We start from the raw sequence: 17,884 nt of genomic DNA on the forward strand, positions 1-17,884 counted from the left end.
TAAGAAAACTGAAGGCGAGAACTTACAAAGACTTAATAGAAGGGATTGAATTGGCTATGTTAGAAGTTACTCAGAAAGATATTCGCAATTGGTTTACTCACTGTTGCTACTGTACCTCATAAGTCAGAGAATTGCTATATTTAAATAGAGAACTTGTGTAGAAGCATTATTTTTTGACAGATAATTATCCTCCAACGCTGGAGATAGACAGGTTTTAAGAACTCTGTCCATGAAAAATCGATTTCAACTCATAAATCTGGATGAAATTCTAACAAAATTTTTAGTTTTTTTATAAACAACTTTCTTTTTCTCCTTCAAGAGTTCTGACATTTTCAACTAGAATTTACTTTTTTAAATGGGACATATTCGCTGAGAATAAATGAGAAAAATTCCGACCAATTCTTAAACCAAATAAATTTTAATAGGGTACGAATATCATTAAAGAAAGAAGTCCGAGTTACTAATAGCTCACGAATCTTTTGATAGGTGTAATTAACTAAATCCAAAACGGTATGGAATAAAAAAGCTAGTAAATTCAAAGACAATAAGAACTCGCACAAATGATTCTGACCATGACCAAAGTTATGCTCTAAATTATAACCATGATTTTTAAGAACGTTATTGCCTTCATTTTCAACTTTCCATCTGCCGCGTCCAGCTTTGACAATTTCTTCGACATTATTTTCCGTGATTTTATGATTAGTTATCCAATTATTTTGGTAGATAGTTTTCTGAGTTTTATCATTAATAACAGTCACTTCACACCAATTAACTTCGAGACTTGAGTCGCCCTCTCTCAAGGGAACTCTAGAAGCATAACGATAACGATAAATTAGATTTTTTCGTCCATCCCATTGTTTCTTTTCGACGGTCGTAACTTCGCCACTTTTTTCTAAAAATTCTAGCCATTCATATAAAGTTTTATGCGACGTTTCTAAACAAACAAAAATAAAATTATAACCTTGTTTTACCGCTAATTCACAAACAGGTTCGTGAGAATATAAGTCGTCTCCTAAAAGAGTTACAGGATAACCATACTTATTTTTATGATTCTTATTTAACCATCTTTTAACCGCCGCATTTTCACAGTCTTGTTTTTGATGTCCATCTTGTTTTTTAATGAATTCTGGCTCTAAATTAATTACTTGTTTTTGATTAGGAGAAACTACCATAGGTGTGACACAGCCGTGAAAATAAGTTGTAGTTCCATTTCGATGATTACGGCAGTTACAATGAGGGCAATGAATTTTCTTGGATGAGAAATATTCTGTGCCATCTAACGCCACTAAAATTTCTCCATCTAAGTAGAGAAACTTTTTCAAAACTCCCTTTTCCTTTAACCATTGATAGACTTTTTGAAAAGTCCTAGAGACAGTAGAGGCTGGCACTGGCTCTAACAGATTTCTTATTTGATTATCCCCAGGAATTTTTTCAATTGAAAATAAACTTTCAGCATTATCTTTTCCCTTATTGCTTTTCATTAAACGTTGATGGTCTAAAAAAGACGGCGACTGAGTAAAAAAGACTGAAAATGCAGCCATCAAGGCATCTTCTACCTGATATTTTGTATTATTTCCAGGTTTCCTCTCATCGGGTAAATCATCTAATTCTTGACGTAAAAATTGCATTAATTCCGAAATTTCTAGGGTTGCCGCTTTTTGAGCCATCTTGGAATAATTTGACGTGCTGGTGGATTTCTAACTCACCCATTTTACCTTAGCTGACAATAATTATAAATTTTTATTTCCCTTGAATTCCCTATTCTAAAAACAGAACTATCTTCCTGAATTTACCCCGTTCGTTCTCAGCCAATCCCTTTGATTGCTTGAGTATTTATATTTAATTTATCCAACCAATTGTTTTTTTAGTGATCGCCTCTCCCTGAAAAATAGTCACTTTCTACTATATTTTGCCTTCCAAAATCGGGGTTAATGCTCTATTTATTTCAAAATGAGAATTGCTGCTGATCACTGATTCTAGGCTAATTTAATTGCTGCCGTGACTACCTCTTCTAAAGACTCTAACCAATGAAAGTTAACATCAGCTAAACTCTGACTGAGATCCCTCGCTTTGCTGTCAGCTAGGACGCGAAAAATTATTTGTGGTACGGTGGGATTGGGAAAAGATCTGGGTTCCAAGGTTTGTCTTTCCTGTCGGGTGGCCCGGATCATCCGTTCGCCGCTGCTCCGGCTGGGTGATAATGGGCTATAACTGCGGTAGTAATTGCTAATACTCTCGATCGCTTTTTGGCCAAAGTCGGGATAACTGACAATATCAACGATAACCACTTTTAAATCAGGCAATAGTTGGAATTGTTGCAGACCGGCCTCTATTTGCTCGTTTAATTGCTCTAATTCTAGTCTTTCCTCCAGTATAAGCCATGCTGCCAGTTTTGCCCCCTTGCTGGCTAAGGCATCCCAGACAGTGGACATCAAACCCTGGCCATTACTGATCATCGCTATTCGGCCAGTTTGATCAATTATCGACCAAGGGGATTGTAATTGGGGTGGGGTCAAAGCTAGGAGATCGAGATGTCTAGCTAAAGCGGCATCATTAACACTTATTTTGCCATCTAGGGCCATCACTTCCCCAGCTTCGTTGATACCCAGGGGATTAATCTCGATAATATCGAGATCTTTGCTGACAAAGAGACTATACATTTTTTCGAGAATTTGACTGATAGACTCGATCAAAGACCCTCTTAAACCCATAGATACGGCTAATTGCCGACAGAGATAGGGGGAAAATCTCGCTTCGATGACCACTTTTTGCATGGTTTCCAGTAAACTGTCCACATCCATCCCCCCTTGACTCGCACCCAGTAAAACTGGTCTTTGCAGATGATAATCGAGTAAAATGGCTAAAAATATCTCTTGTTGCGGATTATACCGGGCTTCTGCTAGGATTACCTCTGGATATTCTCCGGCGATCGGTAAATGAAAGATAGCATGGGCAGCAGCGATCGCATCGATGGTATTAGCGACAAATTTCACTCCTCCTGCTTTTCCCCGGCCTCCCGTGCGTACCTGGGACTTTAGCACGACCGGATAGGGAATGTTTAATCTTTTTAGTCCCCCCGGTTCGTGGATTGGTTGGGAAGGTAAAATGGGGATGCCGACTTGAGCAAATATTTCCTTGGCTTGGTATTCGAGTAAATCCATAATTGATTAGTTGATAAAGTGGCGGTTCTCTCTTTGCTCGTTTCGGTAGCTTGGGGACTATTAACTATCATAAGTTTGTGCAGTACCACAATGATAACAATAAGGTAAATTTTTATAAGTTAACTCATGGCAATGATGACATTCTACATATTGATAATAACCGCAATGGGGACAATGAGCATCTTGATTTTTAATCGTTTTAGCGCAGTTAATACATTGTGATTTTTGTACTCGTTTTGCTGCTTGAGACTTGGTATTAAAAACAAACTTTTGCAAAAATTTAATAACAGCAAAACCGAACAAAGGGATTAACAGAATATAAACATATTGAACTAAAAATACTAAACCTCCAAAGATAGCACCGATAATATCAAAAATGAATTGTGCAATAATACCAATTTGCAAAAATTCAAAAGCTTTGAAAATTAAAGGAATGAAGAAAATAACTAATAAATGCCAACTAATTAACGCTATTAAACCATAGCCGCGACTTTGGGCATACTGATTCACTAATAACGCAATAATTATTAATGGTGCTAAAAATAAAACCTGAAAACCTAATTGAATGCTAGGATACCAAAAAGACGCATTTTTATAACCAGCTTCCACATCATTAAATTTACTTTCATTTCTCATGAAAGCAAGTAAATTTTGACTCGATGGTTTTTGTAGTAGTTCATTTTTTAGCTTAACAATTTCTTCTTTGATTTTTGATATTTTTTTATTATTTTCCTCTAGTTTCTGTTTTGCCTCTTCCGCTTTTACCCAGTTTATCGAATTGTTGGCAGACTGTCCAGCAATTTTCTCTAATAGGGTAGAATCATATTGACTTCTAATAATTCTATTATTATTTTCTAGTATATTAATATTATCTTGTTTTGTTTGTATTTTACTTAATAAAGTTTTATTTTCTTTATTATTTAACTTATTTTTAATATCAGCATATTGCAAACAAATTGGAGAAACTTTACCTAAATGTCCTATTTCTTCATCTTGATAATTATTTTTATAATCAACTAAAAAAGTTGTAATTAAATCATAATCTCTATCTGGACTATTATTTTTCTTGTAACTTTGCCATGCGCTGTAACAAGGATATACTTGTTGGGGGCTTAAATGCCACCTACTAATATCATCTAATCCTGTAAAAACATTAACTAAGATGAAAATATCAACAATTATTATTACCAATAAACTTACTTTATTTAATGGTTTATCATTAATCCTTCTTGATCTCCTGAAAAACTGATTCCACAAATTATTAAGTTTAGTAAACATAATCTACTCCTAAGTACAGGACAAAAAGGATGATATTTGGAAACTTCCCGCGCTCTCCCCTATGAAGATTATTTTAGCAACAGCATCCGGTTCGCGGGTGATGGGGGAGAATATTTTTGGCTTACTTGATCGCAAAACTTAAAGTTAATTGTGTCATTATGGGGTTAGAGGCGAGACTTTTTTAGCTATCCACCTCTGTGAGTCTAGCAATCTTTCACTCTCTCTATTTCTATCTTTAGTTGGCTTATTTCTCATCTTTCTGAGGTAGGGTGGCCGATGTGTGATTTGGCTCATAGGCATTGGGGGTGGTTCGGGTTTATGAGCAAGGTTATCTACAAGAGGAGCTTATGGATAAATTTATTGGTTTGAGTATGCTGATTTTTGGGTTTGTAATGATGGCCTTTAATCCAGCAGTTGGGGTGCTAGTGGCTCTTTTTGGGTTGATCGTGACTTGGAATAGCGAGAGAACTGTTTCTGTTCGATCACAGGACAGGGATAGGGTTCCTTGTCCTCATTGTGCTGAGTTAATTCAACCGAAAGCGAAGGTGTGCCGTTTCTGTGGGGCCAGGTTTAGATGACCCCTTGTCCTGAGTTTGGGATCGGTGGCAACCCGATCAGAGGTTTCTTCAGTTTTTTGTCACAATTGTTACATTTTTTCACAGATTCTAATTCGATCGGGTGATTTTTTTTGATAGGATTGAACCTATAATCCTATCATAAATAGTTCTTGTTCTCCATTAACCGTGCCAAACTAAGAACTGCGGACAAATCAAGAGTTTTGGCGTTCCAATAGACCAAATAAACTAATAACTAGCAATTAGTAGAAAATATCGGCTATTTTTTGCTAAGACTCCCCTTTTTACCTCATTTTCTTGCTTGGAAACAAACTTTTTTCCGCTTTCGTCTCTATCTTTAACTCGCTCCCACTAGGAAACTCAAGGGTAAGATGCTAAATTTTCAAAAGCAGGGTCGTCATCATCCTCTGACCCTATTAACAATGCTTTTAAGTGCTTCTTTCGTTGTGGTCTCCCTTTCCTTGACTCCTGCGATCGCACGTCAATTCGCCCCAATTAACCCGATTAAACCGATTCCTTTGGGGAATGATCGATTAATTCCTGCCGGCACAGACATCCCTGTAAAATACGAGCAAGGGGAAAAAATTCTTTTAACCAAAGAAGAAACTTTTTCTTTATCTTTGACCGTAACTGATAATATCAAAAATTCCCAAGGACAGATAATTATTCCCGATGGTAGTCAGATTATCGGAGAAATTAAACCCAATGGTCAAGGTTCGCGTTTTCTATCCCAAAAAATCTTTTTAAAAACCCGTCAACCCCAAGAAAAATCTATTGATGCTATTTCGGCAGTTTTCACTCGTCTAGAAAGGATAATTAAAGGAGTTAACCCCGACAAAATTATTCAGGGTGCAGTATTAGGAAAATCGGCCGCTTCTGTCCTCGCTTCTTTTACTTCTGACCAACCGGTTAGCGAGGGATTATTGCGAGGAGGGGGATTAGAAGTATTAGCCGGTTGGTTATTACGAGGAGAATCGGTGGAATTATTGTCAATTAACCCCAAGGAAGATTTAAAATTAACCCTTCGTTCTGATTTTACCGGGCAGTAAGCTGAAAAAAAATCAGGTGTGTTAGATAAATAAATAACACACCTGATATCTGGACTAAGCGGCGTTTTGCCTATACCATTCAATGGTTTTTCGCAAACCTTCTTTAAATTCCATTTGGGAAACAAAACCGAATTTTTCCTTAGCGCGGGTTGTATCTAAACAGCGTCGCGGTTGACCATTCGGTTTATCTATTTCCCAAACAATTTCGCCATCAAAACCCATTAAATCACAGATTAATTCAACTAAATCCTTGATAGAAATCTCATAATTTGTACCAAGATTAACCGGGTCTGATTCATTATAGAATTGACTGGCCATGACAATGCCTCGCGCTGCATCGGTGGAGTAGAGAAACTCCCGGGTTGGACTACCATCTCCCCAGACAGGAAGTTGTTTATCCCCCCGTTGTTGTGCCTCATAAACCTTACGAATTAAAGCAGGAATTACATGGGAACTACCCGGATCAAAATTATCCTCTGGGCCGTATAAATTCACCGGTAAAAGATAAATTCCGTTGAAACCATACTGCAAACGATAAGACTCTAATTGTACCAATAAAGCCTTTTTAGCGATACCATAGGGCGCATTGGTTTCTTCGGGATATCCTGACCATAAATCGTCTTCACGGAAAGGTACTGGAGTAAATTTTGGATAGGCACAAATTGTCCCCACACAGACAAATTTTTGCACTCCTGCTAGATAGGCAGCGTGAATTAATTGGGTTCCCATCATCAAATTATCATAGAATAATTCGGCGGGTTTTTCCCGATTGAGACCGATGCCTCCCACATGGGCTGCCAAATGGATAATTAAATCTTCTTGGTCGGCTAAACGTTGACAGTTTTCCCAAACTCTTAAATCACAATCCTTTGACCGAGGAATTGTAATTTTTTCGGGATTTGCCCCCGCTGCAATTAATTGATTAACTACTTGCCGACCTAAAAATCCGGCCCCCCCAGTGACAACGATTCTTTGTTCGCTTAAATTCAGCATATTTTTACCTCTTTAATCCACAGTTGTCATTGAACGATTGCGAAGATAAGCCAAATCTTTTAATAACTGTCCGCTATCACCACCGTTATTAAGATTAATCCCCAAAGCCGCTAAATCCGCATCTACCATTAATTTTACCAGTCCCTCGAACGTTACCGACGGCTGCCAACCTAATTTCTCTCTGGCTTTTGTGGAATCTCCTATCAATAAATCCACTTCCGCCGGACGCAAATAACGTTCATCAAACTCCACATAATCCTGCCAATTTAAATTAACGTATTGGAAAGAAATATCGAGAAACTCCCGGATAGAATAGGTTTCATTTGTCGCCACTACATAATCATCTGGTTCTTGCTGTTGTAACATTAACCACATCGCCCGCACATAATCCTTAGCATAACCCCAATCCCGTTTAGAATCGAGATTTCCTAAATAAAGTTTTTTCTGTTGTCCGGCAATAATTCGGGCCAAAGCGCGGGTAATTTTGCGCGTGACAAAAGTTTCTCCACGACGGGGGGATTCATGGTTAAATAAAATGCCGTTACAGGCAAATAAGTCGTAGGATTCCCGATAGTTGACCGTTTGCCAGTGACCGTAAACTTTCGCACAAGCGTAGGGACTGCGGGGATAAAATGGCGTGGTTTCTTTTTGGGGAACTTCCATGACTTTCCCGAACATTTCCGAGGAACCTGCTTGATAGAAACGGACTTCGATGCCGGTTCTTTTTTGGTAATCCCGAATTGCTTCTAGTAATCTTAAGACCCCCACCCCCACAGCATCGACGGTGTATTCTGGGGCATCAAAACTAACTCGCACATGGGATTGGGCCCCTAAATTATACACTTCTACCGGTTGCACTTGTTCGAGGATACGCCGCAGGGTCGTGCCGTCGGTGAGGTCGCCATAATGAAGAAATAATTTAGTATCGGGCTGGTGGGGGTCAGTGTAGATATGATCGATGCGATCGGTGTTAAAGGTTGAGGTACGACGGATGATACCGTGGACTTGATAACCTTTTTCTAATAATAATTCGCTCAGATAGGAACCATCTTGGCCGGTGATGCCGGTAATTAGGGCGCGTTTAGCTTCAGTCATCAGTAATTTACCTAATCGGAAAGAATAAAGACCATGAAAGGGTCTGACTGCTTATAGCACACTTTAGCCCCTCATGACAAGTTTGGCTAGGTTGAGAGGGGACAAAAAGATGAATTGATTTTTTATCAGGTTCCCATAGATTCTAAATTGTTCTGACAATTTTCTCGAAATTTTCTGACCTGAAATTCCTTGACTTTGAGTAATTGATAATTATCTTTTCCCATGGCTAGGGAAAATTTGGACTCGGTGTCATCAAGTAAATTTTGGGGTATAGCTTTCCACTGTTCTTTCGTTTGCCAATGGACAACGATAATTAATTCTTCCTCGATGGCGGGATTAATCCAAATTTCTTTACCTAAAAACCCCGCTTGTTTTGCTAAAAACTTTGTCCAAATTTTTTGATCTTTTTGGATAAATTTTTCCCTAGCTTCGGGTTTAACTTGAAATTCTAACCACTCAATGACCATAGTAATTATCTCCTATTTTTTGGCTTTCATCAAGAATTCTTCTGTGAGTTTCATAAAAGCTTTGGAACCACTAGAAGAGGGCATAGCTGCCACCGCAGGCACGAACATATCAACAGCTTTAGCTACATTAACATCCATAGGAATCGCATTAGCAAAAATTTGATGGGCTTGAAAATCCTGTTGTACCCGGCGCATGACTTGATTATAGTAGCGACTGAGTAGGCCACCACCAGAAAGAATAAAAACTATACCGAGTAAACCGGGGTTAATCGGTTCGGTTTCTTGATGACTAGCTTTCAGTTTAACTATTCTTCTTTCTAATAGCTGAATGCCGACAATTGATAAAGGTTCTGGACGGGCAGGTAGTAAATAAAAATGACTGCTACATAGACCACTACGAGTTAAAAGATTATAGCCTGGAGCGCAATCCATGATAATATAATCGTAACGGTCTTGAATGGGATCAATGATTTTTTGAATTAAGATTCTTTCCAAGTTATTCCAAGCATGATCAAAGCCTAAATCTTCCTGTAAAATTGCTTGGTGGTGCAGGGTTTCTGAGACGACATATTCATCATAAAGTTCGATGTCTCCCGGCAGTAGATCTAAGCCTTGTATTTCACAGACTGAAGGGACAATAATATCATCAATAGTTAATTTATTGTAGGGATTGGGTTTGATAATTGCTTCTAATAAATAGCTTAAAGTGCGTTTTTTGCGACGCAGTTGAGCGAATTCGTGGGGAGACATTAAGCTAAGAGTCGCACTGATTTGAGCGTCTAAATCGAGGACAAGGACTCGTTTTTGCTGAAATTTAGCTAAACAGGTGGCAAGGTTGACGGTCAGGGTAGTTTTTCCTACTCCTCCTTTCATATTAACGGTGCTGATGATAGTGGCCATTATGGGAATTCCTTTCTAGTTAACCGATGGAATATCTCGACGTAAAACTTGCCCGTTGGGAGCCATAATCAAAGGAGGTAAACTGGTAATATTGATCGCCTCTTGGGTTTTCATGTCGTAGGTGGTGTAAACTGTTTCCTGTTGATTGGGATTAATATCGACAATTGTTAGGGTTTTTCTGGGCGCTTGTTCACTGTTCAATAACCGTCGCGGTCCACTGCCTAAAGCTCCCGCGTGTAATAATTGTAATTGCCCCCGTTTACCCGGATAGTAAGCGTGAGCGTGGCCACTAATATAAGTATGCACCTGATAGCCTTCTAAAAACGCTCTTAATTTCTCGGCATCGGCTAAATAATCCCCCGGTCGATTTCTGCCCACGGCAATACCGTAGAGGGGTAAATGACCGATTACTAGCCGCATTTTAGCATTTTTAGCGTCGGTACTACTCAAGTTTTTTGCTGCCCAATTTAGTTGTTCCTGAGAGATTAAATGAGTGGAGGCATCCCAAACTAGATAGAATATACCATTTTGAGTGAAAGTATAATAAAAAGGAAAGCCGGTTTTATCGATAAAATTTAAACTTGTATCATGTTGGGGGTTTTGCCAATAATCCAGGGCTAATTGTCTCTCTTTAGCATAGATAAATTTTCCTGCCGATAAAGCTCCAGAAGCGTCATGATTACCGATGGTAAAACCAAAAGGTATTTTAGCAGCTCGCAGGGGTGCGGCGATATGGCGATCAAAGGCTGACCACATGGCGTTAATTGCTGCCTCTGTCAAGCTGCTTTTTTGTCCTGCCACCATGTCGCCACCACAGAGGACCAGATCGGGTTTATTATTGATAATTAAGGGGATAGCTCGATCGATTTCGGGATCGTAAGTAGTGGAACCGTATTGACTATTAAGGTCACTAATCACGATTATCTTGACTTTTTTCGCTTTTTGTGCTTGTTTAACAGCCGACTCAGGGGGATTTTTGGAAGTAACGGGCTGTAAAATTTGATGAGCGCAAGCTGCCAAGCTAAAACCGCCTAAACTGCCACTGAGCAGCAAAAATTCACGGCGTTGCATAGGCTATCAATCTCGTCTTTAATTGAGGTCACGTCAGTTATTGTAGCAATTTTTGTCCCTTCGATCGCTTTTTTGTTGATCATCCTAATTAACTATCAGGAGATAACTTGACAATTCTCTTAACTTCTTTTGCGCCTTGGTTATGCCATCACTGTAGTAATTCCTCTGATGATTTGTTAGTATCTATTCAAGATAATTATGCAAAAAAGCTTTTATTTTTGCGTCAACTTCCCGTTAATACCCATCGAGCCAGTGAACGAGTTATACTAAATCCGTTGAGTATAGGCTACATATCAAGACAGGCACTCATGCAAGAGGCACTAATGCAAAGGGGAGAATAAATAATCAGTTTTTAATAACTGGATTTAGTATTCCACTCAAGGATGCGTTAACTTAAAGCACCCGACCAGATTGGCGATCACACTATTACCTGCTATTTTTTACAAAATGTTTCATGTTTAAGACCATACAGCATTTTCAATCGGATTTCGTACATCAAATCTATTACCAAATTCTTAAATCTGACATAGACTTGTTGGTCAATCCTCTCCTCTGGTGCTAAATCACCTCCATGAGCTACAGCATTGCGTAACCGCAGAAATAACTCTAAGGATTCCTTTAAATTAGGATTCGGATGTGCATAATTCTTCCAATGTTCTGGAAACTTTTCAAGTGCAAAGCTCTTGAGTAATTTGTTTAAGACGTTGAAACCAACATTACTCTCGGTATTAACAACTCTTGAAATAGTGCAGCTATCCCTAGCGTGAAACGCTTTAAGTGAAGCAAAAAAACTTACTTTTCTATTGTCATTTGTAGGATATTCCTTGAACTGTTTAAAGGAGTTTTCCATGTGGTGAATAACTATTTCATCGCAAAAATCATGAAGATCTCTGCCAACATTATTAAGTTCATCAATATAGAGGTTGAAAGATTTTTGGATAAAGCTTTCCCATAAAGAATAAATCATCGATATTGATTGAGTTGAGAAAATGTCTTGATGCTTTGAAGATAGAGAGTACCTTCTCGTAAAAATTGCTCTCTCAATTTCGAAAAGAACAGATATTCTCTCTTCAATAATCTCTTGCAATGCCCTATCAAAATCATCCATAGCCTATTGCTAAGTTTATTATTGAAAAATTTCATCTACTCTTTTAAGACGATTTCTAATCCGACTTCTACTATTAGAAGCGGTTCCAGAATATCTTTTGAAGTCGTTGTCACTTTTTAATTGTGTTATCTTTGATTTCAAAAGTTCAAGGTTTTCAGCATACGTCTCGATATTTTGAGCAACTCCGATTAATATCCCCTCAAAATAAGCTGGAACAAATAAGTTTCTCTCGTTTCTAAATATCTTGTTGTCTTCTATTTTGTAAATTAACTCTAAAACTCTCATGATGAGAGATTCATAAACATCATATTCAAAACTAGCGTTCTTAACAGTTTTCTCCATAAAATAGTTTAAAAACTTCTCCATATTTTCATTAACATTTTGAGCATTTTTGTAGAAAGCAAAAAACCTAAGAACTAATTCTTGATCATATAATTCATTAAGTTTGCCATTACTTAATTGAGTAAGAGATTTGAAAACTTCGCTTTTACTAACTTTTAGTAAAAGCTCGTTAAGCCTGGGATTAACCCCTCGATAAATTGCATTTCTTATCTCCTGTGGAGTTAATTTTGAACCTCCAGAGTTGAGTCTTTTGAACAACTCATACTTCATGGAGGTACTACTTTCTCCTCTCAAAATTTCAACTCTACAAACAGCCCTTTTCAAGTTTATTTTTAGATTTGTTGGAAGATTGTCAATATTAAAGCCTTTCAAGCTTTTAACTAATCCTCCTTCTTGCAAAGTCCATTTATTTATAGTTTTTCTCTCTCCAGTTTCTTCCCCGTTTTCCTCATCAATTTCTTCTTCTTCTTCGACTCCTGATCTGTCTATATCTTCTTGATAGTCAATTGTCCATCCACTAACGTTTAGTTCACCAAAAAAACTTATGAAAGTAGAAACACGTTGCAATCCATCGACTAATTCCCATACACCGTTTTTATCCTCGGCCACAAATATTGGAGGAATTGGAATCGAGAGTAGAATCGATTCTATAAGTGCAGTTTTTTGTGCTTCTGACCATCGGAATAATCTCTGATACTCTGGTCTAATTATTAATTCATTATTTTTGTAGAGGTTGATCAACTCCCCAAAAGAAATGTCAAGTCTATCAGACGACAGCCTTTTTCTCTCATCTGAGACTGCTTTTTCGAGTAAGGCTACTTTTTCTGCTAAGGCTACTTTTTCTGCAAGGTTTTCCATATTACTCAGGCTTAGTATGCTTTTCCAAGTATAACAAGCTAACAATGGAATTGATGACGACTCTGTGAAAGAGAGAACTCAGTTTTTAACAGCCTAACTATCAATTATACCGCTCCCTGCGGTCCCACACCCTCCTCTATCCCACTTCCATCAGTTAAACACCCCCTCAATTTGGGCATAATTACCGCATTTCTACAGCCAAAAGTCTAGTGGTCTGTCAATCTTGAAATTGTGGATAGGGGAATCCGGCAAAATTATCCGCTCCCAATCCCGCAAAATCACCTTGACAGACCAATAGAATCGCCCTTAATTTTTGTCAATTGTCGGCCCCTAACTATATTCCTCCCCGACACTGAGATTAAAGAGCATTTGCAGGGATTGTAAACAGCGCTTGCGCGCTTCGATATCCTGTTGGGCGCGCAGTTGTACCATGGGTTCGTGAAGGATTTTATTAACGATACCGCGGGTCATCGCTTCGATAACTTCTTGGTGTTTTTCGGCGAATTCCGTCCCCAAACGGGAGAGGGCCTTTTCTAATTCCTGTTCGCGAATATCTTCAATTTTGCTTCTTAAACAGCTAATTGTCGGTACAGTGTCCAAAGAACGCCACCAAAGCTCGAAAGCTTCCACTTCCTGCTCTAGGAGTGCCTCTGCTTCCCTGGCCATCTGACGGCGACTTTCCTGATTGGCGGCAACCACCGCTTTGAGATCATCGACGTTAAAAGCTTGCACTTGTGCCAATTCCTTCACGTCGGTATGGACGTTGCGGGGAACGGAAATATCGATTAACATCAGGGACATAGCAGAAATCGTCACTTCTGTCAATAAAGTTTTAGTTAAAATTGGTTCCGTGGCTCCGGTACTGGTAAAGACGATATCCGATGCCGCTACGATAGCCATCATCTCTTCTAAGCCATATAGTTGCAGCGGTAGGTGAGGAAATTCACGGGCCAACTCCTGGGCCCGTCTTTGGGAGCGATTAACGATCGCAATTTGCTGAGAACCCTTAGCCAGAAGGTGAGTAACTAATAATCGGGACATTTTCCCTGCCCCGATAATAGCGATTTTCTTGCTGCTGAGGTCTGCCACCTTAGCATGGGCTAACTCCACCGCCGCCGAACTGATCGATACGGCTCCCGTGCCGATGCTGGTTTCCGTGCGGACGCGTTTACCGGCAGTCATCGCTTGTTTAAACAGGCGATCGAGTAATTGACTAATAGTATTGTACTTCTGGGCTAATTTATGGGTATTTTTAACTTGAGCGAGAATTTGCCCTTCACCGAGGACAAGACTTTCTAAACCGGCCGACACCCGCAGCAGATGACGGACAGCATCCTGATGCAGCAGGGTAAACAGATAACGACGCAGGACATTAAGGGGAATATGCCCGATTTCAGCGAGAAACTGGGTAATTTCTACCACGCCCTTTTCCGTATCCGTAACCACGGCGTAGATCTCCAAACGGTTACAGGTACTGATAATAGCCACCTCTTGGATGTGGGGATAACCCTTGAGGTGGGTAAGAGCGGACTCGATTTTCGCTTCCGGGATACTCAATTTTTCGCGAATTTCCACAGGGGCTGTCTTGTGACTCAAGCCCACTACAGCAATATTCATTTATGTTCTCCTACAAATGTTGCTCAGGCTACAAAAATTATTGATAAAGATCAGTGCGTTATGTGCAACATTTAACCTAAGCAAAGCTGAGTATCGCTACCCAAACCTTGAAAAAGTACGGCATCATCCCGAAAGATGACGGCTGTTGCCTGCAAAGCACGAAACATTATATTCCGTGCGCCGTGCCAATCTCTTGGGGCTTGATAACCACACTGAGGGCACTTAAAAGTTTTTGAACCAGCCAATTTTTCGTGGATATGACCACATTCCGGGCAAGTTTTTGAGGTATAGGACTCGTTACAACGAACCACCAAAACTCCCTGTCGGTTTGCCGCCTGCTGTAAGTGTTGAGCAAATCGGTAATGACTCCAGGTTAAGAGGCTGCGTACCGACTTCCGCTGAATTTTTCTAGTGGACTTTGAACTCATTTGACTTGTCTCAAAGGTCGGTAAAAAGATTACCTTATAGTGCCTTACTAGAAAAGAAGCAGTTTTGGCATGAAGGTCTTTGACTAAGTTTTGGATACGACCCCGTAACCGACTAGCGGCTTTACGCATTTTATAGCGTTGGCGTTGTGACTTCGATGTGCTAATCCTTGAACAAAGTTGGTCGAGATGCAGGCAAAGACGATGTATTGCTCCGATGTCTTTCCCGCCAACTTCCAAGATGGTTTCTCCGTCATAGCCCGTCAAAAAAGTTCTTACGCCTGGGTCTAGGGCAATCACTCGCTTTTCAAGAGTCACCTGAACAGGTTTTAAGGTCGGAAAACAAGCAAACCATTGATGACGACAATAAACTAATTGAGTGCCGTACTCGCAAGCAGTAGGAATTTCTTGGGGAGAAGTAAAGGATAGTCCTTTAGTTGCTCTCGGATACCAAGTCCCGTTCTTGAAATTCCCTGGCTTAAATTTAATTACCTGAGAGGTGGCACGACAGGACTTAAAACGAGCCGAGCCATTATTGGCCAATGCTTGCTGATAAGCGTCACAAGCGTCCGCCACTGCCTCTTGAAGTTGATGTCCTGGTAACGCCTTCACCCAATCTGGTTTGGGAAAAGAACGCAGGGTGGCTTGCATCTCGTAGATATTAGGCTTTGCTCCCGAGCCAAGCAGGTCAATCGTCTGGTTATAGAGCCAGCGATAAGCCGCTAACCATTGTTTCCAGACCTTGTGCAACTCCTTAGAGGGAAAGACCCTGATCCTTGAGACACTGTTGGGCTTCTCCTTCTTGGAGCGATTGCGTGGGTTCTTCTTGTAGGATTTTTTCGGCTTGCTTTTGGTATTTTCGCAGTCCGTAAAACCTAGCAGAGAAACAGTGGAGGATGGACAAAATATCTTGGATGAGTTCTTCCTGGGGAGAGAGCTTAGATTCATTGAGAACCACGAGTTTGCATTCACATTGCTCACAGAGCCACTCAATAAGGGGGAAACCGAATCGAGCCAGCCGGTCTGGGTAGGCAACGGCAAGCAGTGCGACATTTCTTTGATGTATTCGCTCCAGAATAGAGAGGAATCGCTTCCGTTTAAAATTGAGTCCGCTTCCAATCTCTGTAATAATTTCGGCTCTGGGATATTTTGAGCGTAGAAATTCAGCTTGTCTTTCGAGGTCGTCCTTTTGCCCGTGAGTGGAAACTCTGGCGTAACAGATAATGGACTTACTTTCCGGCTCGTAGTCTTCGAGACAGTAGCGGCGTTGTCCTCCTGGGGTACGGATACTTTTGATTTTTCCGTCTGATTCCCATCGTCGAAGGGAGGAGATACTGACCCCAAGTAATTGGGAGGCTTCTTTCGGTGTAACATATTTCATTTTGCCACAAAATCTAGTCAAGCAACTCTATAGTAGTAGATAAAGATAGATTTGGCTATGTTTTATGAGAATTTGGGGTACTAGCAACTACCTCTCTAATTGTTGCAATTTAGTCCCCATCGGGATGCAAATAAAAGATGTTTGAAAAAAAACTTTATATATTTTTACCAATGGGGGCGAGGTGAGCCATACCCACCCCACCGGGTCAGAGAATTATCTCAGTTGAATGTATTTGGGTTGGTCGAACAGGTGAACGGTATCGACAAAGCGCGCGGTTTTCGATTGGGTGGAGATAACCAAGCTTTGGGTACGAGCGCCACCATGGAAGAAGCGTACCCCTTCCATCAGGGTGCCGGGGGTGATCCCACAGGCGGCAAAGAGGACGGTTTGGCCACTGGCTAATTCTTCGCAACCGTAAACGCGATCGGGATTGGTGATACCCATTTCTTGCAGACGAGCGATATTACCCTCTCTGCTTTCGCCGATTAAACCGGTTTTGACCACTTCGGGATCATAGATTAATTGTCCCTGGAAGTGACCGCCTAGACAACGCATAGCCGCCGCCGAGATTACCCCTTCCGGAGCGGCACCGATACCCATGAGAGCATGAATATTAGTTCCCGCAAAAGCGCAGGAAATAGCGGCCGATACGTCACCATCGCTGATCAGACGAACTCTGGCCCCGGCGTTGCGGATTTCTTGGATTAATTCCTTGTGACGGGGACGATCCATAACTACTACCACCAGTTCTTCGATCGAACGATTGAGACAATCGGAAAGGACTTTCAGGTTTTCCGTCGCCGATTTATTAATATCCACATGACCTTTAGCTGCCGGGGGAGCGGCTAATTTTTTCATATAAAAGTCAGGAGCGGCGAATAACCCACCTTTTTCGGAGATCGCTAACACGGCCATAGAACCATTTTGACCGTAGGCAACCAAGTTAGTGCCTTCGCAGGGATCGACGGCAATATCGATTTCGACTAATTCGTCGGGATTACAATATTGTTTGGCATCGAGTTGGGTGCAGATACCCACTTCTTCGCCAATATAGAGCATGGGAGCTTCGTCTCTTTCCCCTTCTCCAATAACGATGCGACCGCGCATATGGATTTTATTCATCCGTTCGCGCATCGCTTCTACAGCGACGTGATCGGCGGTATTTTTTTCGCCTTTACCCATCCACTTCGAGGAGGCAATGGCAGCCTGTTCGACCACTTCGATAATTTCTAACCCTAGCGTACTTTCCACTCGATGATCCTCCCTACAGCTGATCTATATTTATCTAGTGAGTTTGTTTCCTTAACAGTCAAAAGTCTATCACCAGACGGGGATCATTCTTAAGTTTTTATGCAGATCATCTGGAGGAGACTGGTCTAGCTAGGGAGTTTTTGCCGGCACTGTCCCCTCCATCTCAGTTATGGATAGTTAGTAAAAGTATAGTCAAATATAGACAGACTGAATTCCATTTCAGAAATTCCCTTCACTTTTACTTCGAGAGATTGATTCTCCTTGGGTGAACTACGCACCTCTCTATCCCATAGCGGTTAAACGCATTTGGGAA

Annotated in this window: 14 protein-coding genes and 3 pseudogenes; 3 read left to right on the plus strand and 14 right to left on the minus strand. The window is 40.5% G+C overall.

The window, feature by feature from the left end; genetic code table 11:
• Positions 1–122 (plus strand): annotated as a pseudogene (locus IM322_RS00265) (IS630-like element ISMae26 family transposase); the annotation flags it as partial.
• Positions 123–418: 296 nt separating this feature from the next.
• On the opposite strand, the pseudogene IM322_RS00270 reads toward IM322_RS00265, so the two are convergent.
• From IM322_RS00270 to IM322_RS00280, 3 genes and pseudogenes are all read right to left on the minus strand, one after another.
• Positions 419–1,667 (minus strand): annotated as a pseudogene (locus IM322_RS00270) (ISNCY family transposase).
• 309 nt (positions 1,668–1,976) lie between these two features.
• Positions 1,977–3,161, minus strand: coding sequence for an ATP-grasp domain-containing protein (locus IM322_RS00275; protein ID WP_287673131.1), 1,185 nt, complete (start codon positions 3,159–3,161; stop codon positions 1,977–1,979).
• A gap of 60 nt (positions 3,162–3,221) precedes the next feature.
• The gene (locus tag IM322_RS00280; protein WP_002751013.1) at positions 3,222–4,439 is read right to left on the minus strand and encodes a hypothetical protein; all 1,218 of its coding nucleotides are present in this window, start codon (positions 4,437–4,439) and stop codon (positions 3,222–3,224) included.
• 946 nt (positions 4,440–5,385) lie between these two features.
• On the opposite strand from IM322_RS00280, the gene IM322_RS00285 reads away from it, so the two are divergent.
• Positions 5,386–6,063: a hypothetical protein gene (locus IM322_RS00285; RefSeq protein ID WP_287673133.1), complete on the plus strand. Its 678-nt coding sequence runs from the start codon at positions 5,386–5,388 to the stop codon at positions 6,061–6,063.
• Between the two features lie 54 nt (positions 6,064–6,117).
• On the opposite strand, the gene IM322_RS00290 is transcribed toward IM322_RS00285, so the two are convergent.
• From IM322_RS00290 to IM322_RS00310, 5 genes are all read right to left on the minus strand, one after another.
• Positions 6,118–7,056, minus strand: a complete 939-nt coding sequence (locus IM322_RS00290; protein WP_287673135.1) for a GDP-L-fucose synthase family protein — start codon at positions 7,054–7,056, stop codon at positions 6,118–6,120.
• 12 nt (positions 7,057–7,068) lie between these two features.
• Entirely contained in the window at positions 7,069–8,151 is a 1,083-nt protein-coding gene (gene gmd / locus IM322_RS00295; protein ID WP_002798501.1) for a GDP-mannose 4,6-dehydratase, read from the minus strand.
• Positions 8,152–8,276: 125 nt separating this feature from the next.
• Complete coding sequence (locus IM322_RS00300; RefSeq protein WP_287673138.1) at positions 8,277–8,618, minus strand: TIGR03792 family protein; 342 nt, start codon at positions 8,616–8,618, stop codon at positions 8,277–8,279.
• A gap of 12 nt (positions 8,619–8,630) precedes the next feature.
• The gene (locus IM322_RS00305; RefSeq protein ID WP_287673140.1) at positions 8,631–9,518 is read right to left on the minus strand and encodes a ParA family protein; all 888 of its coding nucleotides are present in this window, start codon (positions 9,516–9,518) and stop codon (positions 8,631–8,633) included.
• Between the two features lie 15 nt (positions 9,519–9,533).
• Complete coding sequence (locus IM322_RS00310) at positions 9,534–10,589, minus strand: metallophosphoesterase family protein (RefSeq protein WP_287673142.1); 1,056 nt, start codon at positions 10,587–10,589, stop codon at positions 9,534–9,536.
• A 107-nt stretch (positions 10,590–10,696) separates the two neighbouring features.
• On the opposite strand from IM322_RS00310, the pseudogene IM322_RS00315 reads away from it, so the two are divergent.
• Positions 10,697–10,855, plus strand: a pseudogene (locus tag IM322_RS00315) (peptidase C15); the annotation flags it as partial.
• Between the two features lie 167 nt (positions 10,856–11,022).
• Here IM322_RS00315 and IM322_RS00320 read toward each other — a convergent pair.
• The 6 genes from IM322_RS00320 to glpX all read right to left on the minus strand — a co-directional run bounded on the left by IM322_RS00320 (position 11,023) and on the right by glpX (position 17,571).
• The gene (locus tag IM322_RS00320; protein WP_287673143.1) at positions 11,023–11,697 is read right to left on the minus strand and encodes an MAE_28990/MAE_18760 family HEPN-like nuclease; all 675 of its coding nucleotides are present in this window, start codon (positions 11,695–11,697) and stop codon (positions 11,023–11,025) included.
• 18 nt (positions 11,698–11,715) lie between these two features.
• Positions 11,716–12,897 (minus strand): GmrSD restriction endonuclease domain-containing protein, encoded by a 1,182-nt coding sequence (locus tag IM322_RS00325; protein ID WP_287673145.1) that lies wholly within the window; start codon positions 12,895–12,897, stop codon positions 11,716–11,718.
• 330 nt (positions 12,898–13,227) lie between these two features.
• On the minus strand, positions 13,228–14,514 hold the full coding sequence (locus IM322_RS00330) for a glutamyl-tRNA reductase (RefSeq protein WP_287673147.1): 1,287 nt from the start codon (positions 14,512–14,514) through the stop codon (positions 13,228–13,230).
• Positions 14,515–14,585: 71 nt separating this feature from the next.
• Positions 14,586–15,689: an RNA-guided endonuclease InsQ/TnpB family protein gene (locus IM322_RS00335; protein WP_287673148.1), complete on the minus strand. Its 1,104-nt coding sequence runs from the start codon at positions 15,687–15,689 to the stop codon at positions 14,586–14,588.
• 4 nt (positions 15,690–15,693) lie between these two features.
• Positions 15,694–16,320, minus strand: coding sequence for an IS607 family transposase (locus tag IM322_RS00340; protein WP_287673150.1), 627 nt, complete (start codon positions 16,318–16,320; stop codon positions 15,694–15,696).
• Between the two features lie 213 nt (positions 16,321–16,533).
• Positions 16,534–17,571: a class II fructose-bisphosphatase gene (gene glpX / locus IM322_RS00345; protein WP_286826008.1), complete on the minus strand. Its 1,038-nt coding sequence runs from the start codon at positions 17,569–17,571 to the stop codon at positions 16,534–16,536.
• Positions 17,572–17,884: the final 313 nt, after the last annotated feature.

The organism is Microcystis sp. M109S1 (assembly GCF_020247025.1).
Lineage (GTDB): Bacteria > Cyanobacteriota > Cyanobacteriia > Cyanobacteriales > Microcystaceae > Microcystis.